Source organism: Brevundimonas sp. KH_025, from assembly GCF_057839885.1.
In genome coordinates this window covers 1482323-1505561 of sequence record NZ_CM174501.1, presented here as the reverse complement: position 1 = coordinate 1505561, position 23239 = coordinate 1482323, and the positions used below count along the sequence as shown (strand labels likewise).

Genomic DNA, 23239 nt, shown 5'->3' with positions numbered 1-23239 from the left:
TAGGACGGGAGGGAGGACGCGCCAAGCGGAGGCGAGATGAAAGCGGACGTTAAGCTGTCCGCGCGATATAGGAGCATCGCCATCGGAAGAAATCCGTCTTGACCGCCATCAACGCCATCCGCGACGCCCGGGCCATGCTGAATGAGCCGCCCATAGAGCAGCCGAAACCGCTGCGTCTGCTGGCGGCGGCGGCCTTCGCCGCGACGACGGCGGTGTTGCTGGCGGGGACCATGGTCGTGGGCCCCGGCGTGTCGTTCGACCAGGGTTCCACGGTTTCCAATCCTTAGACTGAGCCGTCGGCGCCCTGGCCGCGAGTGGTCGCGGTGAATCGCCACGCATCCTCGGCCGCCTTCATCGGGGCGCGGGCCTTGGCGAGGGTCTCGGCGTACTCGGCGGCAGGATCGCTGTCGGCGACGACGCCGGCGCCGGCCTGAACGAAGATCTGGTTCTGGGCGAACATGGCGGTGCGCAGGACGATGCAGATGTCCGCTTCGCCATTGGCTGAGATATAGCCTACGCCGCCGCCGTAACCGACGCCGCGCTTCTCGGTCTCAAGCTCGTCGATGATCTCCATGGCCCGCACCTTGGGTGCGCCCGAAAGGGTCCCGGCGGGCAGGGCGGCCAGAAGCGTATCGACCGCGTCCAGCTTGGGATCGGCCGCGCCGTGCACGTTGGAGACGATGTGCATGACCTGGCTGTAGCGTTCGACGACGAAGCTTTCCGTCACCTCGACCGAGCCGGGCGACGACACGCGGCCCACGTCGTTGCGGCCGAGGTCGAGCAGCATCAGGTGCTCGGCCCGCTCCTTGGGATCGGCCAGAAGTTCGGCCTCCAGCGCCTTGTCCGCCTCGGGCGTGGCGCCGCGCGGGCGGGTGCCGGCCAGGGGACGGATGGTGACGCGGCCGTCCTTCAACCGGACCAGGATCTCCGGGCTGGAGCCGGCCAGCTGGAAATCGACGTAGTCGAGGAAGAACAGATAGGGCGACGGATTGCCGCGCCGCAGCGACCGATAGAAGGCGAAGGGGTCCTGGCTCCACGGCGCCGAGAAGCGATGGGCCAGCACGACCTGGAATATGTCGCCGGCGCCGATGTAGTCCTTGGCCCGGGCCACCATGGCGTCGAAACCGGCGGCGTCGACGGGCGAGCGGAAGGCGGGGGCCGGAACCGGCTCGGCCTCGCGCTGGATCGGCAGAGGGCTGCGCAAGCGGTCCTCGAAGTCATCGAGGCGCGCTAGGGCCGCCGAGAAGGCCGTGTCCGCGTCGGCGCCGCTGTCGGGATAGGCGGCGGCGACCAGGACGATCTCGTGCTTCACCGAATCGAAGATGGCGACCAGCGACGGGCGCGCCATGACGGCGTCGGGCAGGTTCAGAGGGTCGGGATTGGCCGGACCCAACGGCTCCAGCAGCCGCACCATGTCGTAGCCGAAGACGCCGAACAGGCCGGCGGCCATGGGCGGCAGGTCGTCGGGCAGGTCGAACCGGGTGGCGGCGATCAGGGCGCGCAGGGAGTCCAGCGCGGGCCGGTCTTCGGGGGTGAAGCGATCGGCCAGCACGGCCTCGCCGCGTGCGACCTCGGCCTTGCCGTCACGGCAGCGCCAGACCACGTCGGGGGCCAGGGTGACGATCGAATAGCGGCCGTTGACGGCGCCGCCTTCGACCGACTCGAGCAGGCTGGCGTAGGGCCGCCCGTGACCGACCTTGAGGAAGGCCGAAACGGGGGTCTCCAGGTCGTCGATCAAGCGACGCACGACGACCTGGGGGCGGCCTGATTTCAGGCCCGAAACAAACGCAGCGCGTTCAGCTTCCTGTCCGACGCCTGCGCTCATTTCTTGGCGGGCGCGGCCGGAGCCGCCGGAGCGGCCGCGGGGGCTTCGATGCCGAGCGCCGTGATCGCGGCGGCCGGGTCGTTCTTGGCCTTCATCCGCGCGGCGGCGGCGGTGAAGCTTTGCTCGACCATGGCGTTGGCCATGGCCTGGGTCAGGCGCGGACGAACCTGTTCGACCAGAGGCGCGGCCAAGGCGGGGACGGCGCCGTGGATGGCGTCGACGTGGCCGACCACGAAGCTGGTTTCCGACTGGGCGCCGGTGAAGACCTGGCCCTTGCCCTGACCGAACAGGCCGCGCAGCACGCCTTCGCCCAGTTGGGTCTGGCTGTCGCGGCTCTGTTGCACGGCCGTGCGGGTGGTCAGTTGAGCGCCGGCCGAAGCGGCCACCTTGGCGATGTCCTCGCCGCCGCGGACGCGGCCAGCCAGTTCCTCGGCCTTGGCGGACAGGCGGCGGGCGTTCTCGCGCAGGGTCCATTGCTGGGCCAGCGGCGCGCGGACTTCGGCCAGGGTCGGCAGCGAAGCGGGGCGGATGTCGTCGAGGCGAACGGCGAAGTACTGGCCTTCGCCGGCGTCGATGATCTCGCTCTCGCCGCCCTTGGACAGGGCGTAGGCCGACTCGAAGATCTGACGCGGGGCGTTCAGCGGCTGGCCGTCGGGCAGGCGGCCGTCAGCGGTGAAGGGCGGCAGTTGCACCAGACGCGCGCCGACCGACTGGGCGGCGTCGGCCAGGTTTTTGCCGTCCTGGCGAGCCTTTTCGTACTTCTCGACCTTGGCGTAGGTCTCGCCCTTGGCGTCTTCGGCGCGCAGTTCCTGAACCAGGGCGTTGCGGACGCTTTCCAGCGTGGCCGGCGCGCCGGCGGTGACGGCCGTCACCTTGGCGACGGTGAAGCCGAGGCGGCCCTGGATCGGGTTGGAGACCTGATTGACCGGCAGGGCGAAGACGGCGGCGCCGACGGCGGGGTCGCCCAGGGCGCTCTGCGGCGTGTCGACATACTCGCCGGGCTGGATCTTGTTGGCGGCGGCGACCTGGGCCGGCGTCTGACCGGCGCGCAGGGCGGCGGCGATGCGGTCGGCGGTTTCCTTGTTCGGGGCAGTCAGCGTCACGAAGGTGCGCTTCTCGGCGTTCGACAGGGCAGCCTTGCGGAACTCGAAGCGTTCGCGAATGCGTTCTTCGGTGATCGGCGCCGGCTGGCTGTTGGGCGCAGCGTTGAACAGCACGATCGAGATCATGCGGAATTCGGGACGACGCAGCTGGGCGGCGTTCTCATTGAGGAAGGCGGTCAGCTGGGCGTCGGTCGGGGCGGAGGCCGAGCCGGCCATCGCCTGGGTCACGGAGAACCAGCGACCGTCGCGCGTCTCCAGCGCCTGGCCGGCCAGCAGGGCGCCGTAGATGCGCGGCACGCGGGCGCCGGCGAAGACGCCTGCGCCGAACTGGCTGGCGACGTACTGGTCGCGCAGGTCCTGCTCCAGCATTTCCGAGGTCATGCCCTGGGCGGCCAGAGCCTGCTCATAACGGTCCTGATCGAACTGGCCCGTGACCTGGTTGAAGAAGGCGGGGATCTGGCGAATCTGCTTCAGCACCAGCTCCTTGCCGGGGCGGATGCCGGCGTTCCAGGCCCAGGCGAGGAAGCCCAGGCGCTGCGTCTGGCTTTCCAGGTACTGGGTGTGGATGTTCTCCTTGACCATGTCGTCGAACGACACGGGGCGCCCCGCCTGTTCCTGCAGGTTGGCGCGAACGCGCTCGAAATCGCCGCGGAACTGCTGGGCGCTGATGCTGCGGTCGCCCGCGTCGATCACGTTTTTCGGCCCGAAGCTCGAAAAGACGTCAGACTGCGCGCCCACAATCAGGAAGCTGAGGATCAGCAGGGCGAACAGGCCCGCAGCCCATTTCGATTTGGCGAAGTTGCGGAACAGCGAGATCATCTACAGAACCTGACGAGGGCCGGCGTCGAAAGGGCGCCACGCTCGCCTATAAGGGCAGTCCCTAGGGCGCCGCAAGCCGACGCATGGCCACATCTTGGCTTCGGCGCGAGCGGCGCCTAAAGAGACCGCATGAAACAATCTGCGAAGCTGGTCGCCGGCAATTGGAAAATGAACGGTCTGGGCGCGAGCCTGGGCGAGGCTGAAGCTCTGGCGAAAGCCTTGCAGGAACAGGCCGCGGCCTGTCGCGTGGCCCTGTGCCCGCCTGCGACGCTGATCGAGCGGATGGCGCGCGCCCTGGCGGGCGGCCCGGTCGAACTGGGCGGTCAGGACTGCCACGCCGAGACCTCGGGCGCATTCACCGGATCGGTGTCCGCCGCCATGCTGGGGGACGCCGGGGCGACCCTGGTGATTCTCGGTCACTCGGAACGCCGCGCCGGATTCGGCGAGACCGACGCCGATGTCGCCGCCAAGGTCGAGGCGGCCCTGGCCGCCGGTCTGGAGCCCATCATCTGCATCGGCGAGACGCTGGCGGAGCGTGAAGCGGGCCAGGCGGTCGAGGTCGTCAGCCGTCAGGTGGCCGGTTCGCTGCCGTCGTCGCTGTCGGGCAAGGCCTTCGCCGTCGCCTATGAGCCGGTCTGGGCCATCGGCACCGGTCTGACGCCGACGCTGGAGCAGATCGAGGAAGTCCACGCCGCCGTGCGCGCCGCCATGGTCGCCAAGCTGGGCGAGGGCGGTCGCGTCGCGCCGATTCTCTACGGCGGCTCGGTCAAGCCGTCGAACGCGGCTGAAATCCTGGCCGTGGCCGAAGTCGGCGGCGCCCTGGTCGGCGGCGCCTCGCTGAAGGCCGAGGATTTCCTGGGCATCATCCGCGCCGCCTAGGCGCGGATTTAGCGCCACAGTTCGTTCGGCGTTTGCCCCGGTCCCGCATCGGTGTTAGACGCCGCCGCTTGATCGGCGCATCTGCGCGCCCACATGATTGACACCATGCTCCAGACCATCTTGCTCGTCGCCATGATCCTGATCTCGGTCGCCCTGACGGCCGTGATCCTGCTGCAACGCTCCGAGGGCGGGGCTCTGGGCATGGGCGGAGGCCCTTCGGGCTTCATGACCGCACGCGGCGCGGGCAATCTGCTGACCCGGGCGACGTCGATCCTGGCGATCGCCTTCTTCGTCTGCGCCATCAGCCTGACCATCGCTGGCAACTTCGCCCGCGGTTCGCGCTCGGTGATCGACGCCGACGCCGTCGGCGCCATCGCAGTCGGCGCCGAACAGCAAGCTGCGCCGGCCGAACAGACGGCTCCGACGCCGGCTGCTCCGGCGGCTCCGTCGCTGGACGATCTGGAAGCCAGCCTCCCGGCTGCTTCCGCTCCGGCTCCGGCGCAGGCTCCCGCTCCGGCGCAGTAAGCCGCCGACAGCCACGAAAATCCCCGAAAGCGCGCCGCAGGGCGCGCTTTCTTATTATGTTCAACAGTTGTTTTGCGTCGGGCCATGCTCCCGCCGCGAATCATGGAGTAAGGTGTCCGCCCATGGCTCGCTATGTGTTCATCACCGGCGGCGTGGTTTCCTCGCTAGGAAAAGGCCTCGCCTCCGCCGCTCTCGGCGCTCTTCTGCAAGCGCGAGGTTACAAGGTCCGTCTGCGCAAGCTGGACCCTTATCTGAACGTCGATCCGGGGACGATGAGTCCCTATCAGCACGGCGAGGTCTTCGTGACCGACGACGGCGCTGAGACCGACCTGGATCTGGGCCACTATGAGCGCTTCACCGGCGTCTCGGCGGCCAAGTCCGACAACGTCACGACCGGGCGCATCTATTCGACCATCCTGGAGAAGGAGCGTCGCGGCGACTATCTGGGCGCGACCGTCCAGGTCATTCCGCACGTCACCGACCAGATCAAGCAATTCTGCCTCAGCCCGGCCAAGACCGACGGCGGCGAGGACGTGGACTTCGTCCTGGTCGAGATCGGCGGCACCGTAGGCGACATCGAGGGCCTGCCCTTCTTCGAAGCCATCCGCCAGCTGGGCCAGGACCTGCCGCGCGGCCAGTCCTGCTTCGTCCACCTGACCCTGCTGCCGTTCATCAAGACGGCCGGCGAGATGAAGACCAAGCCGACGCAGCACTCGGTCAAGGAACTGCGCTCCATCGGCATCCAGCCCGACATCCTGCTGTGCCGCTGCGAGCAGCCGATCCCGGCCGAGGAAAAGCGCAAGATCGGCCAGTTCTGCAACGTACGCGAAAGCGGCGTGATCCAGGCGATGGACTCGGCCGACATCTACGCCGTGCCGCTGGACTATCATAACGAAGGTCTGGACAGCGAAGTCCTGGCCCATTTCGGCATCACCGACGCGCCTCAGCCCGACCTGTCCGGCTGGGAAGAGATCGTGCGTCGTCGTCTGCATCCGGACGGCGAAGTCACCATCGCCGTGGTCGGCAAATACACCGTGCTCAAGGACGCCTATAAGTCCCTGATCGAGGCCCTGCATCACGGCGGCGTGGCCAACAACGTCAAGGTCAACATCGACTGGGTCGAGGCCGACACGTTCGAAGGCGATCCCCAGGCCTGCCAGGAGCGTCTGCAGGGCGCTCACGCGGTCCTGGTGCCCGGCGGCTTCGGCGAGCGCGGGGCCGAGGGCAAGATCGAGGCGGCGCGTTTCGCCCGCGAGCGCAAGATCCCTTACTTCGGCATCTGCTTCGGCATGCAGATGGCGGTGATCGAGGCGGCCCGGAACCTGGCCGGCTTCCCCAAGGCGACCTCGACCGAGTTCGGCCCGGCGGAAGAACCCGTCGTCGGCCTGATGACCGAATGGACCCAGGGCAACCAGCGCGTTCTGCGTCAGCAGGGCGGCGATCTGGGCGGCACCATGCGTCTGGGCGCCTATGACTCGACACTGATCGCGGGCTCCAAGATCGCCGAGATCTACGGCGCGACCGAGATCAGCGAGCGTCACCGCCACCGCTACGAGGTGAACATCAACTATCGCGAGGCGATCGAGCAGAAGGCCGGTCTGGTCTTCGCCGGCCTGTCGCCCGACGGCGTCCTGCCCGAGACGGTCGAGCGCCCGGACCATCCGTGGTTCATCGGCGTCCAGTACCACCCGGAACTGAAGAGCCGTCCGTTCGCGCCGCACCCGCTGTTCGCCAGCTTCATCGGCGCCGCCGTGGTGCAGAGCCGTCTGGTCTGAGGCGTCGGTTCAAGCACGGTTGTTGCAGCGTTTATCCAGTATTGTGCCAATATGGGCCGCAATCACTGGATAAACGCAGATGGCGGGTGAAATCCTCTATTTCTTGCACAGGCATTTCAAGGTCGTCCTGATCCTTGGAATGATCGCAAGCCTGGGCGTTCTGTTCACCTTGGCGAACGCCGTGCTCCGCCTCCTTCAAGTAGGCCTTTAACCGCATCGCTGCGCCTGACAGTGGGGTGCCGCCGCCGAAGGCGTTCGGGGAGGGGGCTGGGGCGCGCGGGTTCTGGTCCCGGCTTGGCTCCGCAATCTGGCGACATGTGTTGCGACTGGTTCGCTGAGGCCGAAGCAATGTCGATGGGCCAGCAATCCCGGCGCGCCGGGTGGCTGGTCCTCGGTCTGATCTTCGTCGGCCTGGGCTGTCTTCGTGGCGTCGCGCCCGTCGCCGGGAGGCCGCGATGGGCGTATGACATGACGACGGCCTCGGCGCCGTCCGCGTCCGATGTTCGCGCCAGGGTCCGGCCTCGCCGCAGGCGCAGATGGGGCGCAGGCGTCGCGGCCTCGGTCCTGCTGCACGTCGCGCCCTTGGTCCTGGCGGGCGGCTTGTGGGCCTCGCGGCCGCCGCTGGCCCCGCCGCCCGAGGCGGTGTTCGAGGTCGAACTGGTGCGTCTGCAGGCACCGCCCGCCGATGCGCCAGGCGAACGCATCACCCTGATCGTGCCGGTCGAGTTTTTCACGAGGCGATGAGAAGGGCCCCGAACCTCAAGCGCCGGTTTGATCGCCTTGCCGTCAAGACCAGGATCATCAGCGGCGATCGAGCAAGCTGGCTCATTGACAACGTGCGGTCTTGCCTTTCAACATACCGACCGTTCGGTTTGTTTCTCTGGGAGGAGGAGTTGAAGCGCGTTCGTGTCCATCGTCATCTGCGGGATGTCTTCGGCGAGGCGCAATCGCCGTCGCAATTGATCGCGATCATCCTGTTCGGGATAGCTGTGCCGGTCGCCCTTGCGGCCACATCGTTCGATCTGATCGGATCCGTGTCGCCGTGGCGGAGTGCTTTGGCGCTTCTGCTCGTGCTCGATGTCGCGGCTGGCAGCGTCGCGAACTTCACCCGCGCGACCAACGACTTCTATGCCGGCCGACCGCGCAATCGCTGGGTTTTCATCGCCATTCATGTCCACGCCGTCGCCGTGGCCGCCTTGTTGAACGCCGACGTCGGCCCGTCCATCGCCGTTTGGGGCTACACGATCGCCGGTGCGGTCGTCGTCAACCTGCTCGCCGCCAGCCAGTCGCAGACATTCGTCGGCGGATTGCTCCTGGCGATCGGCTTGACCGGGATTGCGCTATGGCCGGGGCTGTCGCCCTTCATGTCGGTCGTCTTTGTGCTGTTCACGCTGAAGGTCCTCTTCAGCTTCGCCGTCGACCACTATCCCGCACCTGCTACAGACGCCCCGGGCGCCCAACATGATTGAACCCGCGCACATCCGAGATCTGCGCGGCAATGACAGGGCGAGTTTTCTGGCGGTCATGGCGCGAGCGTTCGAAGTGGCGTCGCTGGACCTCGGTCGTGTCGAGGCCCACCGCATGTTTCTGCCCCTTGGAGAAACGAAATGAAGGACACCAGGGCGACGATTGTCGAATGCGCCTTTCGATTGTTTATCGAGCGCGGCTACGAAGGCGCGAGCATGGCGGACCTCGTCAGCGCCACTGGTCTATCGAAGGGGGCTTTCTATCACCACTTCAAGGACAAGGATGCGCTGCACGATGCAGCGATCGAGTATTTCTTTCTGCGCTTTTTCGGCGACGGCGAGCCGCTCCCAACGACCGAGGCCGATGAGGGGCTGGACGCCGTCCTTGGCGACATGTGCGGAGACTATGCTCGCCTCATGGAGGCGATCTCAACCGTCGTACCCGATCACATCGCCTACTACCGCTTCGTGTTCTCCATTCTCCCAAAGGTGAAGGAGCGGGTCAGGCGACAAATCGCGCGTGGGCGAAATGGGGTGATAGCCTCCGTGGTGCTCGATCAGAAAAGAGGGAGGCTTGCCGCATCGCTCGCCCCGGAGACGATCGCAGATCATTGCCTCGCATTGATCGAAGGCACGGCGCTTCTCTGTGTCATTGAAGGTAGGCGAGACATCGCCGCCGCTCTCGAACAGTCGTTGGAGAGCTACCGCCGACTGCTGCTCTCGTGACGCCCTCCAGCCCCCTCGACAGGGCTGGAGGTGCTTCTATCGCGCGGTTCTTCAGAGTCCGGCGCCGCCATATTTGTAGGTCAGTTGGAAGTAATAGCTGCGGCCGACCGAGTCGAACCAGGAGATGTCGTAGTAGGGGTAGGCGCTGTAGGTCGGATCCTTGACCGGCCCCTCGTCGAACAGATTGTTGACCGTCAGCGACAGGCGGACGTGATCCGTCAGATCGTACTGGGCCGAGGCGTTGAACAACCAGCTGTCGCTGATGAAGGCGTCCTCGTCATAGTTCGGCAGCTTGCCGAGGTACTGGCCCTGAAGCGTCGTGGTCAGCTTGTTCAGCGCCCAGCTGACGCTGGCCGTGCCCTTGTCGCGCGGGATGTAGTAGCCGCTGTCGAAGGCCAGCTTGTCGATGACCGGGTCACCCGGATACTGCTGGAACGTATGGTCGTCGACATAGGTGTAGGCCAGCGAGAGATTGAACTCGCCGATCCGATCCGTCGGGACGCGAAGGCGCGCGGCGACATCCAGGCCGGAGGTGGTTTCCTTGGCGATATTGATCGGGTTGGTGAAGACGCCGATCAGTTGCCCCGCCAGAGGCCCCGTGGTCTGACGCTCGACGCGGGCGATGGCGTCCAGGCAGGTGGGCGAATTCCGGTCAACGGGCGTGCCGCCCTGGGTTTTGCCCAGTCGACAGTCGGCCTCGTCGCGCAGGATGGTGTCCAGGCTCATGTCGCGGACCTGGTTGGCCAGCTCGACACGGAAATAGTCGAGCGACAGGCTGAGGTTTCGCGTCGGTTGCCAGACGATGCCGCCGTTGAACGACTTGCTGGTCTCGGGATTCAGGTCGCGGTTGCCGTTGCGGTGGGCGACGATGCCCTCGTCCGAAAAGCTGCAGTCGCCGATTTCCTCGTCCGGCTCCTCGCTGCGGCAACGGAAATAGTCCGTGCCCGAGGGGTGGGTGTTGCCTGGCCCGGAGAAGACATAGTGCAGGTCCGGCGCGCGGAAGCCGGTGCCATAGGCGGCGCGGAGCAGGACGGTGCTGATCGGGCGATACTCGAGGCCGGCGTTGTAGGTGAACTTGCCGAAGCCGTTGCCGGCGAACTCATAGTGATCGTAACGACCGGCCGTGCTGAGTTCCAGATTGCTGAGCAGCGGCGCACGCACTTCATAGCCCACGCCCCAGTGGTCCCGGTCTCCCTTGCCGTCGGAATCCACCAGCCCGTAGTAGTAGGGCGTCAGGGCCAGAGGGTCGGGCTTCAGGTTGTAGCTCTGGTTGCCGGCCTCGACGACCGCGGCGAAGCCGACCGGCCCGGCGGGCAGTTCAAACAGGGCTCGGTTGGTGATCGTGGCCGACAGATTGTCGGTGCGCGAGCGCGGATTATAGACCGCATCCTGAGAGATCAGGTCGTATTCGGCGGGTGTCAGCGGCTTGTACAGCCGGGCGGCGTTGGCGCCGGCGGCGAAGATCGCATAGCCGCTCTCGGGATCGACGCCGAGTTTCGGGCCGAGGAAGAAGGCGTTCGCCGCTGAGGCGATGATCTGGGGGAAGCGGACCTTCGAGCGGTATTCGGCGTGGTTGAAGGCGACCTCATAGCCCCACTGGTCGGCGTCGCCGAACGTGCCCTTCACCCCCGGAGTGATGGTGAAGCTGTCGGAGCGGTTGCGGGTGAAGCCCTTCGACAGGCCGCCCATTTCCTCGGGCGAGAACTGGCGCTGCCAGCCCTCGACCATGCCGGTGTCGGCGTTGAAGAAGAGGCCGTCCTCGCTGCCGTTCTCATCCTGATATTGCCATGACTGGACGTCGGAGAAGAGCTTCAGATCGCTGTGGCTATACTGCAGGTCCAGGAACAGCTCGGTCCTGTCGCTGAGCGTGTAGCCCATGGACGCATAGCTGTTCAGGCCCTTGCGGTCGCTGAGGATGGTGCCGTAGCCGATCGCTTCGTCGCTGCCGCAGAAATTGCCGTAACGCGGCCGGTTGGCGTGGTAGGTCGTGCCGCCGTTGAGCGAGGACAGGGCCGCGCAGGTCGCCGCGCCGGGATCCAGATAGTCGTCGTTTTCGTCGAACCGCAGGAAGGCGCGGCGGGCCGTCGTGTTGGTCGGGCTGTCCTTCGTCGAGTCCTGGATTTCGCGATCATAGGCCCACAGCGGTTTCTGGCGAAGCAGCTCCAAGCCGACGACGCCATGGAAGCCGCCGCGGCTGCCCCCGGCCGTCACGGTGAAGCGCTGGGAATCGCCGCCGCCGTCTTCGGTCAGGCCCTGGCGGAAGTCGAAGCGGATGCCGTCGGCCGATTGCTTGAGCACGAAATTGACCACGCCGGCGATCGCGTCGGAGCCATAGACCGCCGATGCGCTGCCGCTCAGCACTTCGACCCGTTCGATCAGGCCGACGGGGAGGTTGGAAACGTCGGTGAAGTTGCTCTGTCCCTGGAAGGGCAGGGGAAAGTCGGCGATGCGCCGCCCGTTCACCAGCACCAGCGTATGGTTGGGGCCAAGGCCCCGCAGGTCGACCTGCTGCGCCCCGGGCGTGAACGAGGCGCCGGAGAAGGACTGCTGGCTTTGGGTCTCGCCGCCGTTCTGCGTCACCGCGCGAAGCAGATCCGGCACGCTCTGATAGCCGTTGCGCAGGATGTCGTCGGCGGTGATCGTCGTCACCGGCGCCGGACCTTCGGTGTCGATCTGGCGCGGGATCCGCGAACCCAGGACGACGATCTCATCGACCGTGGTCGCCTGGTCAGTTGACGGAGCAGGCGCGGTCTGCGCCGCCGCCGTCAGCGCGATGAGGCTGGTCCCGGCCCCCAGACTCCAGATGATCGATTTGATGCGTCGCATGACAATCCCCTATGCCCCTGCAGTCACCATGACGACGTTCTTTCAGTTTTTGAAGGGCGAAAATATCCGTTCGTATCGCCTGTCGCGATGAACTGTGCCCATATGTGCTCCTCATGGCAGGATAGGGGGCGTTTCATGCGGCCGGCGGTTTTCGTGCTCTTCAGCGTTCTGGCGCTCGTCTGCGGCCTGGCGCCAGCGCAGGCGTCAAACGCCTCACCGGCCGGCTACACCTATTATGAGGTCGGCGACGTCGCCGCGCCGACGCCCGGTTCGACCGAGGCCGGTCTGATGCTGATGGGCGGCGGCGACTGGGACTATCGCGCGTGGCGATGGTTCCTGGCCAAGGCCGGGCACGGCCATGTGGTCATCCTGCGCGCCTCTGGCGACGGCGAGGGGGGCGAAGAGATCTATCGCGACATCGGCGGCGCCGCATCGGTGCGGACCTTGATTTTCGACGACCGCAAGGCGTCCGAGGATCCCCGCGTTCTCGCCATCCTCGAGAGCGCAGACGGCGTCTTCCTGGGCGGCGGCGATCAGGCCAAATATGTCCGCTTCTGGAAGGGCACGCCGGTCCAGAAGGCGCTGAACGACCATGTCGCGCGCGGACGCCCGATCGGCGGCACCAGCGCCGGCCTGGCCATCCTCGGCGGCGCCGGCTACGGCGCGATGGACGGCGGCAGCATCGACTCGATCACGGCTCTCAAGGACCCAATGGGACCGGAAGTCACCATGGTCGGCGATTTCCTGACCATGCCCTATCTGGCCCATGTCGTGACCGACACCCATTTCAGCGCCCGCGACCGGCTGGGCCGTCTCATCGCCTTCGTCGCCCAGGTGCGGGCCTCTAGCGATCCGCAAGCCGTCGGCCTGGGCGTCGATGAGGACGGCGCCCTGTGCATCGACGCCGACGGCGTCGGTCGCTTCTTCACCGCCAGCACCGGCTTTGCATGGCTGGTGCAGCCGGACGGCGCGCCGCGCGTCGAACCCGGCCAGCCGCTGGACTATCCAGCGGTGCGTGTCACGACCCTGGGGCAGGACGGCGAGATCGACCTGAAGACGATGCGGATCACACGCCCCGCCTTCTCGGGAACGGCGTCGGTCCAGGCGGGCCGGTTGCTGAACGCCCCCGCCGATCCGGCGCCGTCATCTCGACCAGCGGCCTGATCGGCAAACCGCGGGGCGGTGCTGTCATTGCGAACTTGGCTGCAGCAGGCGCCATGTTCGCGCTTTTACGATGGCTTTGCGTATTGCTCGGCGCTTAGGAATTCGATGCCCACGAAGCGCTCGTCGCCTTCCACCCAGGCGTCATGGCCGGGCGGAATGGTGTAGGAGGCGCCTGCTCCAAAGGTCTTCTGGGTTCCGTCGTTCATTCTGACCGTCAGGGTTCCGGACACGACATGACCGACGTGCGCCGCTTGGCAACTGTCCGTCTTGACGACCGGCTTGACGCACTCGGACCATTTCCATCCCGGTTCGAGATTGAACCGCCCGAGAGTGAAACCGGGAAGCCGAACCACCTCGACGCGGGTCTTGTCGGGCGTCCGCACCTCATCCGGGCTATCGTGAGATTTGGTCTCGAATTTCGTGACGGTCATTCCGCTATCGGCCATGGCATCCTCCTGATACGCGGCACGTAGTCTGAGGTTTTGTGGTTCCCATAACGGCTGGCGCATCCTTGGCGTTCCGAGGATGCGGGAATGTCGAGGTCAATTTCAGGGAAACAGCGAACCGTCAGTCAGCGACTGACGGCGTGGCGGACAGGGTGGGATTCGAACCCACGGTAGGCTCTCACCTACGGCGGTTTTCAAGACCGCTGCCTTAAACCACTCGGCCACCTGTCCAGCGCGAGTCGAGACAGCGCGCGGAGGCGTGCATAGCGGCAAGTTCGCCGTCGCCCAAGCACAAAGCGCAGCCTGGATGCGCGGATGATCAGGCTGGGCGGGGAACCGCCGGGCGCGTCACCAGCCAGATGCCGGCGCAGACCAGGAGCAGCGCCGCCAGATAGCTCCACCGCAGCAGGGATTCGCCCAGGAAGATCGCCGACAGGGCGACGCCGAATACGGGAATCAGGAAGTTGAAGGCGGCGATCAGACCGACGGAGTTGTGCTTCAGCAGCAGACTCCACACCGCGAACGCCACCGAGGACAGCAGCGCCATATAGAGCAACAGGGCGCCGGACTGAAGATCCAGCCCTTCCAGATGTCCGCCGCCCGCCATGCCGATCCCGGTCAGGATCGCCCCGCCGATAAAGAGCTGCCAGGCGGTCATGACCATAGGGTCCATGCTGGCCGACACGCGCTTGCCGTAGATCGAGGCCGCCGCCAGCACGAAGGCGGCGATGATGACAAAGCCTTCGCCCAGCAGGCTGAAATCGAAGCCCAGGGCCCCGCCGCCCAGATTGACCACGACCACGCCGAGGAAGCCGATGGCGCAGCCCAGCGCCTTGCGTCCGCTGAGGCGGTCGTCGGCGTAGATGAAATGGGCCAGGACGACGCTGAAGAAGACGCCGGTGGCGTTCATGATCGACGACTTCACGCCGCTGGCATGAGCCAGGCCGATATAGAAGAAGACGTACTGGATCGCCGTCTGCGTCAGTCCCAGAAGGGCGACCTGTCGCATCTGCCGCCCGTTCAGCGCCATGACCGGCTTTCGCATCCCGGCCGCGACGATCAGCAGGATGATCCCGGCCAGGGCGAACCGCCAACCGGCGAACAGCATCTGGCTGGCGATATCGGACGGCGCGATATGCAGCAGGGCATAGCCGTTCTTGATCGCCGGATAGGCGCTGCCCCACAGGAGGCAGCACAGAGTCGCAAGGGCGAAGACCCCCGAACGGGTCTGATAGAGTGAGGGTTTCAAGGCGCTCGCTTCAAGAACTGGACGCGGGCGCAAGGGCGAGGCCGCGACGCTGGGACGCATAATCCCAAAGGCCCCGTTAACCAAACCGGAAACGTCCTCGGCGATGATCACCTCCGAGTGAACCGGAGTGCGTGAGGCCATGATGGCGAGATTGCTGAAAGGCGTACTGATCGCCGCCGCCTTTTCCACCCTGGCGGCCTGCGCCAGCCTAGGGGGAGGGCGCGACGCCCCGCTGCGTCCGCCCGTCGTGACGGATCCCGCGCCCATCGTTTCGGGGACGATGCGCCCCTATCAGATCCGCGGCCGCTGGTATCGGCCCGCCGAGCAGCCCCATTATGACGAGGTCGGCTTGGCCTCCTGGTACGGGGCGCAGCACAACGGGCGCCCGACTTCGACCGGCGAGCGGTTCGACATGAACGCCCTGACGGCGGCGCACAAAACTCTCCCTTTGCCGAGTCTCGTGGAGGTGACGAACCGCGCCAACGGGCGTCGCGTCATCCTGCGCGTCAATGACCGCGGACCGTTCGTCGACAGCCGTATCATCGACCTGTCGCGCGCGGCGGCCGAGGAGTTGGGCTTGCTGTCGCAGGGCGTGGGCGAGGTACGGGTCCGCTATGTCGGGCGTGCGCCGAGAGCAGGCGGCGGAACGCCAATGCGGCGAGCCGAAGCCGAAGCACCGTCTTCGCAGCCAGCGCCCCATGTCCGGCCTTCGGCGCCTGTTGCGCCTGCGGTGTCGGAAGCATCCGCGTACTGGGTGCAGGCGGGCGCCTTTTCCGATCGAAGGGCGGCCAGGCGAATCGCTGACCGTCTCGGTGATCGGGCGTCGGTTCAGGACATCCGCCGGGACGGGCAGCCCCTGTTCCGGGTGATCGTCGGTCCGTGGCCGGACGCCAACGCCGCCGAACAGGCCCGTCAGGCCGTCATTGCACGCGGGTTTGGCGACGCCCTGTTGATATCAGGCGGTTAAGGCTTGCCTGACGCGCCGCGCTCGCCATTGTGCGCGGGTGCAGCGCGGTAAGTTCATCACATTCGAGGGCGGCGAGGGAGCCGGCAAGACCACGCAGGCGCGCCTGCTGGTCGAGCAACTGCGCGCGCGCGGCATTGATGTCGTCCAGACGCGCGAGCCGGGCGGCTCGCCGGGCGCCGAGGTCATCCGCAACATCGTCGTGGCCGGGGACGCCGAGCGTTGGTCGCCGCGCACCGAGACCCTGCTGATGTACGCCGCGCGCTCGGACCATCTGGAGCGCACCATTCGCCCGGCGCTGGACGCCGGGAAATGGGTCGTCTGCGACCGCTTCGCCGATTCCAGCCGCGTCTATCAGGGCGCGGGCGGCGGCGCGCCGGAAAGCCTGATCGAGGCGCTGGACGCCGCCATCGTGGCCGAGGACCAGCCGGACCTGACCCTGGTGTTCGATCTGCCGGTCGAGGTCGGACTGGAGCGCGCCTTCGGTCGCGGCTTGTTCGAGACGCGGTTCGAATCCAAGGGCCTGGCCTTTCACCAGAAGCTGCGCGAGGGCTTCCTCGGCGTGGCTCGCCGTCACCCGGAACGCTGCATCGTGATCGACGCCACGGGCGAGCTTGAGGCCGTTTCCGAACGCCTGTGGAGCGCTGTGTCCGAGCGGCTGCTGTGAGCGAACACCCGCGCGACCGGTTCGACCTGGTCCCGGACGCGGCGGCCGAAGAGGCTTTTCTTGACGCTTTGAACCGGGGGCGGTTGCACCACGCCTGGCTGCTGTGCGGAGTCGAAGGCAGCGGCAAGGCGACCTTCGCCTATCGCGCCGCCCGTCGCCTGCTGGGCGCCGCGCCCGATCCCACGCGCGGTCCTCTGGGCGCCGCTCCCTATGATCCCGTCAGCCAGTTGGTCACAGCCCAGTCCCATCCCGACCTGCTGGTGCTGGAGCGGCTGGTCGAGGGCGGCAAGCAGAAGAAGACCATCTCGGTCGATCAGGCGCGCGACCTGCCCGGCTTCTTCGCCAAGAGCCCGTCTCAGGCCCAGTATCGCGTGGCCATCATCGATGCGGCAGACGACCTGAACGTCAACGCCGCCAACGCCTTACTGAAGATTCTTGAGGAGCCGCCTGAGCGCGGCGTCCTGCTGTTGGCGACCCATGCGCCCGGCCGGCTGCTGGCGACGATCCGATCGCGCTGCCGTCGCCTCAGCTTCCCGATCTGGACGCAGGATCAGCTGGAGACCCTGGTGCGCAACCGCACGGGGGCGGAGCCCGACGACGCGCGACTGGCCGCCGACATGGCTGGCGGTTCGCCCGGCGCGGCCCTGGCCCTGTCGTCCGGCGCCATGCAGGAAGTCGACGCCTTGGCCCGCAGTTGGGTGTTTGGCGCCGCCGTGGATCGCGCTGAACAGTTGGCGGTCGCGGACGGTTTTCGCGGCGCTGAAGGCCAGGCCCGATTCGAGGCTCTGATGGATCGGCTGATCGCGGCGGTGAAGGCCAGGGCGCTTGAAGCGCCGGCGGGACAGGGCGCGCGCTGGGCCGAACTCTGGACCCGGCTGGCCGAACTGCCTGACCGGACGGCCGCCATCAATCTGGACCGGGCCGACGTTCTGGCCGGCGCCCTGGCCGACATCGCCCGCACCAAGGCGCTCGGATGATCATCGACAGCCACGTCAACCTGCACGCCCCTCAGTTCGACGAGGACCGCGACGCCGTCATCGCCCGCGCTCGCGAGGCCGGCGTGCGTTTGATGGTCGAGATCTCGGACAAGCTGTCGACCTTCGAGGCGACCCATGCTCTGGCCATGGCGCACGACGACATCTGGTGCACGGTCGGCGCCCACCCGCACGAAGCCAAGGACCACATCGAACTGACCGCCGACGAACTGGTCGCCCTGGCTCAGCGGCCGCGCGTCATCGGCATCGGCGAATGCGGCCTGGACTTCCACTACGATCTCAGCCCCCGCGACGAGCAGGCGGCGGTGTTTCGTCAGCATATCGACGCCGCGCGCCGAACCGGCCTGCCGCTGGTGGTGCATACGCGCGAAGCCGACGACGTCATGGCGGCCATCCTGCGCGAGGAGCACGCGAAGGGGCCGTTCAAGCTGCTGATGCATTGCTACACCAGCGGCATCGAACTGGCTGAAACGGCTGCGGAACTCGGCGCCTGGTTTTCCGTTTCCGGCATCGCCACCTTCAAGGCGGCGGAAGACGTGCGCGAGGTCATTCGCCGGATGCCTGAGGACCGGATCATCGTCGAGACGGACTGCCCCTATCTGGCGCCCATCCCGCATCGCGGACGACGCAACGAGCCGGCCTATGTCTCCCTGGTGCTGCAGAAGCTGGCGGAAGTCCGTGGCTGGACGCCGCAAGAGGCCGATCAACGCACGACCAACGCCTTCTTCGCCCTGTTCGACCGCATCCCCCGGCCCGCCGAATGAGCAAGCCGGGCGAGTTGGAGATCGTCATCCTTGGTTGCGGTTCATCCGGCGGCGTGCCGCGTGGCGACGGCGACTGGGGCGACTGCGATCCCAATGAACCCAGGAACCGACGCACCCGCTGCTCCATGCTGGCGCGGCGTCACGGCCCGGACGGGACCACCAGTGTTCTGATCGACACCTCGCCGGATCTGCGGCAGCAGGCGCTGGCCGCCAAAATCCGCCACGTCGATGCGGTCCTCTACACCCACGACCACGCCGACCAGACCCACGGCATCGACGACCTGCGGGTCTTCGCCATCCATGCGCGGCGGCGGATTCAGGCCTGGATGGATCCGGCGACCCATCACGCCCTGACGACGCGGTTCGACTACATCTTCGAGAGCCATCACGGCTATCCGGCCATTCTGGAAGCCCAGCGGATTCCGCCGCACGGGGAGGCCTGGAGCATCGACGGCGCGGGCGGCGAGATCCCTGTCATCACCTTCGACCAGATGCACGGGCCGATCCGCTCGGTCGGCTACAGGATAGGGCCTGTCGCCTATTCCAGCGACGTATCCGATCTGGATGAGGCGGCGTTGGAGGCGGTGCGCGGCGCGGATCTGTGGATCATCGACGCCCTGCGCTACACGCCCCATCCGACCCACGCCCACGTCGACAAGGCGCTGGACTGGATCGCACGGGCCGAAGTTGGGCAGGCCGTGTTGACTAATCTGCATATTGATCTGGATTACAACGCCTTGCGTGGCTCTCTTCCGGATAACGTCGAAGTCGCCTTCGACGGCTGGAGCCGCCGTTTCGACCTCTGATCCGGCCGCCATTGAACCGGCATCCCGGCCCGGCGTTGCATGGGTTTCCGGATGAAGGATCGACGCCATGCTTCGCATGGGCCTCATGGTCGCCGCCGCAGCCGCCGCCCTGACCCTGACCGCGGCCTTCTCGCCCGCGCGGGAAGCCAGCCCCGCGGTCATCGAGATTCAGCTGAAGAACTATGATTTCGTCCCCTCCGCCCTGCGTCTGAAACGCGGCGTCCCCGTCGTGCTGCGACTGGTCGAGACCCGCGGCTCCCACAGCTTCTCGGCGCCCGAGCTGTTCGCGGCCTCGACCCTGGACCCGGCGACCGCCCAACTGGTTCGCAACGGAAAGGTCGAAGTGGGCGAGGGCGGCGTCGAACTGCGCCTGACCCCGAATACCCCCGGAACCTACGCCTTTCACTGCACCCATTTCATGCATTCGGCGTTCGGCATGAAGGGCACGGCGGTCGTGGAGTAGTGCCGCCTCCCGTCGCCTTGCTGGCCCTGTCCACGGCGTCGCCGCCCAACGTCCTTCGCCAGGACGAGGTCGCAGCCGCCGCGCGTTCACTGCTTCAGGATCGCTTCCCCGGCTTTGACCGGATGGCGTCGGTGTTCACCACGGCGGGCATCGACACCCGCCAATCCGCCATGCCGATCGAATGGTTTCTGGAGCCGCGCAACTGGCCCGAGCGAACCGAAATCTATCTGAGCGTCGCCGTCGATCTGTTCGTCCAGGCGGCGCAACGGGCGCTGGACGAGGCAGGCCTGACGGGAGGCGAGGTGGACGCCATCGTCACCGTGTCCTCGACCGGCATCGCCACGCCCAGCCTGGAGGCGCGGGCCATGGAGCGGATGGGGTTTCGCCCCGACGCGGCGCGGGTTCCGGTTTTCGGCCTGGGCTGCGCGGGTGGGACAACGGGGTTGGGGCTGGCTAGCAAGCTGGCGCGGGCGTCGCCGGGCAGCGTGGTCCTGCTGGTCGTCGTCGAGCTTTGCACCCTGTCGTTCCGGATGGACGATCTCAGCAAGGCCGACATCGTGGCCACCGCCCTGTTCGGCGACGGGGCGGCGGCCTGCGTGCTGCGGACAGGCGAGGGCGGTTTCGCCCGCGTCGAGGGGGCGGCGGAACACACCTGGCCGGACACGCTGAACATCATGGGTTGGCGGGTCGGCGACACCGGGTTCGGCGTCATCTTCGACCGCGCCATCCCGCCCTTCGCCAAGAACCACCTGCGTCCGGCGATAGACGAGATGCTGACGGCGCAGGGTCTTAATGTTGACGACGTGGACCGCTTCATCTGCCACCCCGGCGGGATGAAGGTCATCCACGCGCTGGAAAGCGCCCTGTCGCTCGAACCCGGACGGCTGGATCATGAGCGCGCCGTTCTGGCCAAGCACGGCAACATGTCGGCGCCGACCGTCCTCTATGTGCTGGACCGGGCCAGGCGTGCGGGCCTGCCGGCGAAATCTGTCCTGGTCGCCCTGGGGCCGGGCTTCACCGCCAGCACCGTGAGCCTGAGCGCGACGTGATCCTGTCCATCATCATCCTGAGTCTGGTCACGGCGCAGCGTGTCGGCGAACTGGTGCTGGCCCAGCGAAACACGCGGCGGCTGCTGGCGCGCGGGGCGGTCGAGAGCGGCGCCGGCCATTATTCCTTCATCGTGGCGCTTCACGGCGCCTGGCTGGGCGGACTTTGGCTGCTGGCCTGGGATCGTCCGCTGAACCTGTGGCTCCTGGCTGCCTTCATCGGGCTGCAGGCCGCGCGCATCTGGGTCATCGCGACCCTGGGCGAGCGCTGGACGACGCGGATCATCACCCTGCCGGGCGAGCCGCTGGTGCGGCGCGGACCCTATCGGTTCGTGTCGCACCCGAACTATCTGGTGGTAGCGGCTGAAATTCTTGTCTTGCCGCTGGCCTTTGGCCTGGTGTGGTTCGCCCTGATCTTCAGTCTTCTCAACGTCGCGATGATGGCGGTCCGGATCAGCAGCGAGATGCAGGCGTTGCGGGTTTCGCGTTAGGTCATCCTCGGCGGATGGCCTCGAACCCGCCGGTGAAGACCGCCTCCATGGCGTCGCAGATGGCGGCCATTTCCGAGGACTTGCACAGGCCGCCGGACAGGACGTCGATACGGCCGGTCTGGGCCAGCGACAGGGTCAGCGACCCGGACAGCAGGTGATAGAACCAGTAGATCTGACGCGGGGGCGTCTCCGGCGCGATCCGCTTCAGCACGCCGATGAAGCGTTCGATCACCGGGTCGAAATGCTGGTGCATGGTGTCGCCGCCCCAGGCCGGAGTGTTGTTCACCTGGGCCACCAGGGCGGCGTAATTCAGCCAGGCCGCGTCGCCGTTGTCGAACAGGACGAACAGCGGACGCAGGAAGGCGTCGATGGCGCCGCGCACGGTCATGGCGTCGCCGTGCTTGGCCTCATAGCGATCCAGACTGTCGAGGCGCAGCCGGTTCACGACCTCGGCGCGGCGTCCGAAGACGGTGGAGAACAGCCGATTCTTGTCGTCGAAATAATAGTGCAGCAGGGCCGTATCGACGCCCGCCTCCTTGGCCACGGCCTTCAGGGTGACGCCGTGCAGGCCGTCGCGCGCGAACAGGGCCTCGGCCACGTCGAGGATGCGGGTCGTCGTCTCCTCGCGGCGCTGGGCCTTGGGTTTGGGCGGGGCCTTGGCTTTCGCCTTCGGGCGTGGCCTGGTTTCGGTGGCGGTCATCGACGTAGTCTAGCCGAGAACAGGCGTCGCAGGCGATCCCGCGTCCGCAGCAGCAGGATCAGCATTCCGCCCTTGCGGCCGTGGTGGTCCAGCGCCGCCTTCCACCAGCCGCGCCGCACCTCGCCGCCGGGCGTATCGCCGAACACCATCCAGGCGTCGTCCGTCGGGACATAGGCGGGCCAGTCCGCGCCGGGGACGCCCGTTTTTGCAAAGGCGACCCAGCGCGCGTGCATGGCGGCGCCGACGGCGCGGTCGGCCTCGGTCGCGGGCGGGGCGCCGTCGGGTCGATGGTCCAGGGTCTCGAAGACGTGGAAGATCTCGGCGGCGTGATTGGCGCGCGGCATGGCCTCGCGGCGAGCCTCCTCAATGTAATCAAAGGCGTAGAGCCAGGCCTTCGACCGGCGCGGGCGCGACGCCACCCAGCGTGCTGGGGCGGCGAAGGCGAAGTCGCGGAAGCCGAGGCGGATCAACTGTTCCTCGTCGCCGTTCGCCTGCGGATAGAGGCGGGCCAGGGCCGCGTTCGGCTTGATCAACTGACCGAAGCGTTTCAGCCCGCCGCCGTAGTTGAGCAGGGAGTCCTCGCCGCTGTTGACCCCGATCATCAGCGGCACGTCGGCGAAGTCGCCGCGCGCGAAGGCGCTGATCGGGTCGCGATCCAGCAGCCGACCGTCGATGACCGGACCGAAGGCGCCCTCGACCGCGGTCAGCCGTTCGGGCGCGACGGCGCGCAGGGCGGCGGCGTCGGGATTGCTCAGGCCGAGGGCGGTCGCCGCCGCAACGCCGCGTTGCTCGGCGGTCTTCAGCGGCGTGGCGGGCAGCCAGCCGCCGCCGGACTGGACGACGGCTTTGTGGAACAGACCGCGCGCCTTCTTGGCCGTCATCAGGGCCAGGATGTCGAGACCGCCAGCGGACTCTCCGAACAGGGTGACGTTGGCCGGATCGCCGCCGAAGGCCGCCACATGGTCGCGCACCCATTCCAGGGCCGCGATCTGATCCAGCAGGGCGTGGTTGCCCAGGGGTTCGTCGGGCGCGGCCTCGGCGGTCAGCGCCGGATGGGCGAAGAAGCCGAGATGGCCCAGGCGATAGTTGACGCTGACCAGGACCACGCCGTCCCGCGCGAAGGCCGCGCCGTCATAGAAGGGCAGGGAGCCGGCCCCCATCCGGTTCGACCCGCCGTGCAGCCAGACCATGACCGGGGCCGGGCCCGTCGCCTCGGCGGGCGCCCAGACATTCAGCGTCAGGCAGTCTTCGCCGGTCGGTTCGGGCGCGCCGCCGATGGAGACGATGTCGGCCACGTCGGTCGGGCCGGCCTGGGGCGCGGAAGGGCCGAAGGCTGTCGCCTGGCGCTCGTTGCCCCAACCCGGATGCGGCCGCGGCGCCTGCCAGCGCTGATCGCCGGTCGGGGCGGCGGCGTAGGGCACGCCGCGAAACACGTTGGCCGCACCTTCGCGCCGGCCGCGCAGGTCGCCGGACGGGGTGTGCGCGACGGGCTGCGTCGCGGCGCGGTTGATCTGATCCATGTTCCGTCCCTCGGCGTCTT

24 protein-coding genes and 1 tRNA gene are annotated in these 23239 nt (G+C 67.2%); 17 read left to right on the top strand and 8 right to left on the bottom strand.

The features are described 5' to 3' along the window. The first annotated feature begins 98 nt into the window (after positions 1-98). Positions 99-287, top strand: coding sequence for a hypothetical protein (locus AC3IS2_RS07535; protein WP_489200032.1), 189 nt, complete (start codon positions 99-101; stop codon positions 285-287). Here AC3IS2_RS07535 and trpE read toward each other — a convergent pair. Next, positions 284-1825 carry an anthranilate synthase component I gene (trpE, locus tag AC3IS2_RS07530; RefSeq protein WP_489200031.1) on the bottom strand — a complete coding sequence of 514 codons (1542 nt, stop codon included), beginning with the start codon at positions 1823-1825 and terminating at the stop codon, positions 284-286. The two genes, AC3IS2_RS07535 and trpE, sit on opposite strands and share 4 nt — an antisense overlap. Continuing rightward, positions 1822-3747 (bottom strand): peptidylprolyl isomerase, encoded by a 1926-nt coding sequence (locus AC3IS2_RS07525; protein WP_489200030.1) that lies wholly within the window; start codon positions 3745-3747, stop codon positions 1822-1824. The genes trpE and AC3IS2_RS07525 overlap by 4 nt, the downstream gene beginning before the upstream one ends. Before the next feature lie 129 nt (positions 3748-3876). Between AC3IS2_RS07525 and tpiA the strand changes: the two genes are divergently transcribed. The 7 genes from tpiA to AC3IS2_RS07490 all read left to right on the top strand — a co-directional run bounded on the left by tpiA (position 3877) and on the right by AC3IS2_RS07490 (position 9118). Next, a complete protein-coding gene (gene tpiA, locus AC3IS2_RS07520; RefSeq protein ID WP_489200029.1) occupies positions 3877-4626 on the top strand; it encodes a triose-phosphate isomerase in 750 nt (249 codons plus the stop codon). Between the two features lie 105 nt (positions 4627-4731). Beyond that, entirely contained in the window at positions 4732-5151 is a 420-nt protein-coding gene (gene secG / locus AC3IS2_RS07515) for a preprotein translocase subunit SecG (RefSeq protein ID WP_489200028.1), read from the top strand. A 122-nt stretch (positions 5152-5273) separates the two neighbouring features. Then, a complete protein-coding gene (pyrG, locus tag AC3IS2_RS07510) occupies positions 5274-6926 on the top strand; it encodes a CTP synthase (protein ID WP_489200027.1) in 1653 nt (550 codons plus the stop codon). Between the two features lie 354 nt (positions 6927-7280). Next, the gene (locus AC3IS2_RS07505; RefSeq protein ID WP_489200025.1) at positions 7281-7670 is read left to right on the top strand and encodes a hypothetical protein; all 390 of its coding nucleotides are present in this window, start codon (positions 7281-7283) and stop codon (positions 7668-7670) included. A gap of 149 nt (positions 7671-7819) precedes the next feature. Beyond that, on the top strand, positions 7820-8395 hold the full coding sequence (locus AC3IS2_RS07500) for a hypothetical protein (RefSeq protein ID WP_489200024.1): 576 nt from the start codon (positions 7820-7822) through the stop codon (positions 8393-8395). After that, the gene (locus AC3IS2_RS07495; RefSeq protein WP_489200022.1) at positions 8388-8537 is read left to right on the top strand and encodes a hypothetical protein; all 150 of its coding nucleotides are present in this window, start codon (positions 8388-8390) and stop codon (positions 8535-8537) included. The genes AC3IS2_RS07500 and AC3IS2_RS07495 overlap by 8 nt, the downstream gene beginning before the upstream one ends. Then, the gene (locus tag AC3IS2_RS07490; protein ID WP_489200021.1) at positions 8534-9118 is read left to right on the top strand and encodes a TetR/AcrR family transcriptional regulator; all 585 of its coding nucleotides are present in this window, start codon (positions 8534-8536) and stop codon (positions 9116-9118) included. Before AC3IS2_RS07495 ends, AC3IS2_RS07490 begins: the two co-directional genes overlap by 4 nt. A gap of 51 nt (positions 9119-9169) precedes the next feature. On the opposite strand, the gene AC3IS2_RS07485 is transcribed toward AC3IS2_RS07490, so the two are convergent. Next, entirely contained in the window at positions 9170-11944 is a 2775-nt protein-coding gene (locus tag AC3IS2_RS07485) for a TonB-dependent receptor (protein ID WP_489200020.1), read from the bottom strand. Between the two features lie 135 nt (positions 11945-12079). Here AC3IS2_RS07485 and AC3IS2_RS07480 point away from each other — a divergent pair, with 135 nt between their 5' ends. Then, on the top strand, positions 12080-13108 hold the full coding sequence (locus tag AC3IS2_RS07480) for a cyanophycinase (protein ID WP_489200019.1): 1029 nt from the start codon (positions 12080-12082) through the stop codon (positions 13106-13108). A gap of 65 nt (positions 13109-13173) precedes the next feature. Here AC3IS2_RS07480 and AC3IS2_RS07475 read toward each other — a convergent pair whose 3' ends face one another. From AC3IS2_RS07475 to AC3IS2_RS07465, 3 genes are all read right to left on the bottom strand, one after another. Next, entirely contained in the window at positions 13174-13554 is a 381-nt protein-coding gene (locus tag AC3IS2_RS07475; RefSeq protein WP_489200018.1) for a cupin domain-containing protein, read from the bottom strand. Between the two features lie 141 nt (positions 13555-13695). Beyond that, positions 13696-13785, bottom strand: a tRNA-Ser gene (locus tag AC3IS2_RS07470). Positions 13786-13873: 88 nt separating this feature from the next. Then, positions 13874-14803 carry a DMT family transporter gene (locus AC3IS2_RS07465; RefSeq protein ID WP_489200017.1) on the bottom strand — a complete coding sequence of 310 codons (930 nt, stop codon included), beginning with the start codon at positions 14801-14803 and terminating at the stop codon, positions 13874-13876. A 139-nt stretch (positions 14804-14942) separates the two neighbouring features. Between AC3IS2_RS07465 and AC3IS2_RS07460 the strand changes: the two genes are divergently transcribed. The 8 genes from AC3IS2_RS07460 (at position 14943) to AC3IS2_RS07425 (ending at position 20999) form a co-directional block, all read left to right on the top strand. After that, positions 14943-15770 carry a septal ring lytic transglycosylase RlpA family protein gene (locus AC3IS2_RS07460; protein ID WP_489200016.1) on the top strand — a complete coding sequence of 276 codons (828 nt, stop codon included), beginning with the start codon at positions 14943-14945 and terminating at the stop codon, positions 15768-15770. 37 nt (positions 15771-15807) lie between these two features. Further along, on the top strand, positions 15808-16434 hold the full coding sequence (gene tmk, locus AC3IS2_RS07455; protein ID WP_489200015.1) for a dTMP kinase: 627 nt from the start codon (positions 15808-15810) through the stop codon (positions 16432-16434). Further along, positions 16431-17411 (top strand): DNA polymerase III subunit delta', encoded by a 981-nt coding sequence (locus AC3IS2_RS07450; protein ID WP_489200014.1) that lies wholly within the window; start codon positions 16431-16433, stop codon positions 17409-17411. Before tmk ends, AC3IS2_RS07450 begins: the two co-directional genes overlap by 4 nt. Continuing rightward, entirely contained in the window at positions 17408-18193 is a 786-nt protein-coding gene (locus tag AC3IS2_RS07445) for a TatD family hydrolase (RefSeq protein WP_489200013.1), read from the top strand. The genes AC3IS2_RS07450 and AC3IS2_RS07445 overlap by 4 nt, the downstream gene beginning before the upstream one ends. Beyond that, positions 18190-18999, top strand: a complete 810-nt coding sequence (locus AC3IS2_RS07440; protein WP_489200012.1) for an MBL fold metallo-hydrolase — start codon at positions 18190-18192, stop codon at positions 18997-18999. The genes AC3IS2_RS07445 and AC3IS2_RS07440 overlap by 4 nt, the downstream gene beginning before the upstream one ends. Before the next feature lie 67 nt (positions 19000-19066). Continuing rightward, positions 19067-19462, top strand: coding sequence for a cupredoxin domain-containing protein (locus AC3IS2_RS07435; protein ID WP_489200011.1), 396 nt, complete (start codon positions 19067-19069; stop codon positions 19460-19462). Beyond that, positions 19462-20511: a type III polyketide synthase gene (locus tag AC3IS2_RS07430; protein WP_489200010.1), complete on the top strand. Its 1050-nt coding sequence runs from the start codon at positions 19462-19464 to the stop codon at positions 20509-20511. Before AC3IS2_RS07435 ends, AC3IS2_RS07430 begins: the two co-directional genes overlap by 1 nt. Beyond that, positions 20508-20999: an isoprenylcysteine carboxyl methyltransferase family protein gene (locus AC3IS2_RS07425; RefSeq protein ID WP_489200009.1), complete on the top strand. Its 492-nt coding sequence runs from the start codon at positions 20508-20510 to the stop codon at positions 20997-20999. Before AC3IS2_RS07430 ends, AC3IS2_RS07425 begins: the two co-directional genes overlap by 4 nt. A 1-nt stretch (position 21000) precedes the next feature. Here the strand turns inward: AC3IS2_RS07425 and AC3IS2_RS07420 are convergent, their stop codons facing one another. Both AC3IS2_RS07420 and AC3IS2_RS07415 read right to left on the bottom strand, forming a co-directional pair. Beyond that, entirely contained in the window at positions 21001-21699 is a 699-nt protein-coding gene (locus tag AC3IS2_RS07420; protein WP_489200008.1) for a TetR/AcrR family transcriptional regulator, read from the bottom strand. Next, positions 21696-23219 carry a carboxylesterase/lipase family protein gene (locus AC3IS2_RS07415; RefSeq protein WP_489200006.1) on the bottom strand — a complete coding sequence of 508 codons (1524 nt, stop codon included), beginning with the start codon at positions 23217-23219 and terminating at the stop codon, positions 21696-21698. Before AC3IS2_RS07415 ends, AC3IS2_RS07420 begins: the two co-directional genes overlap by 4 nt. Positions 23220-23239 lie beyond the last annotated feature (20 nt).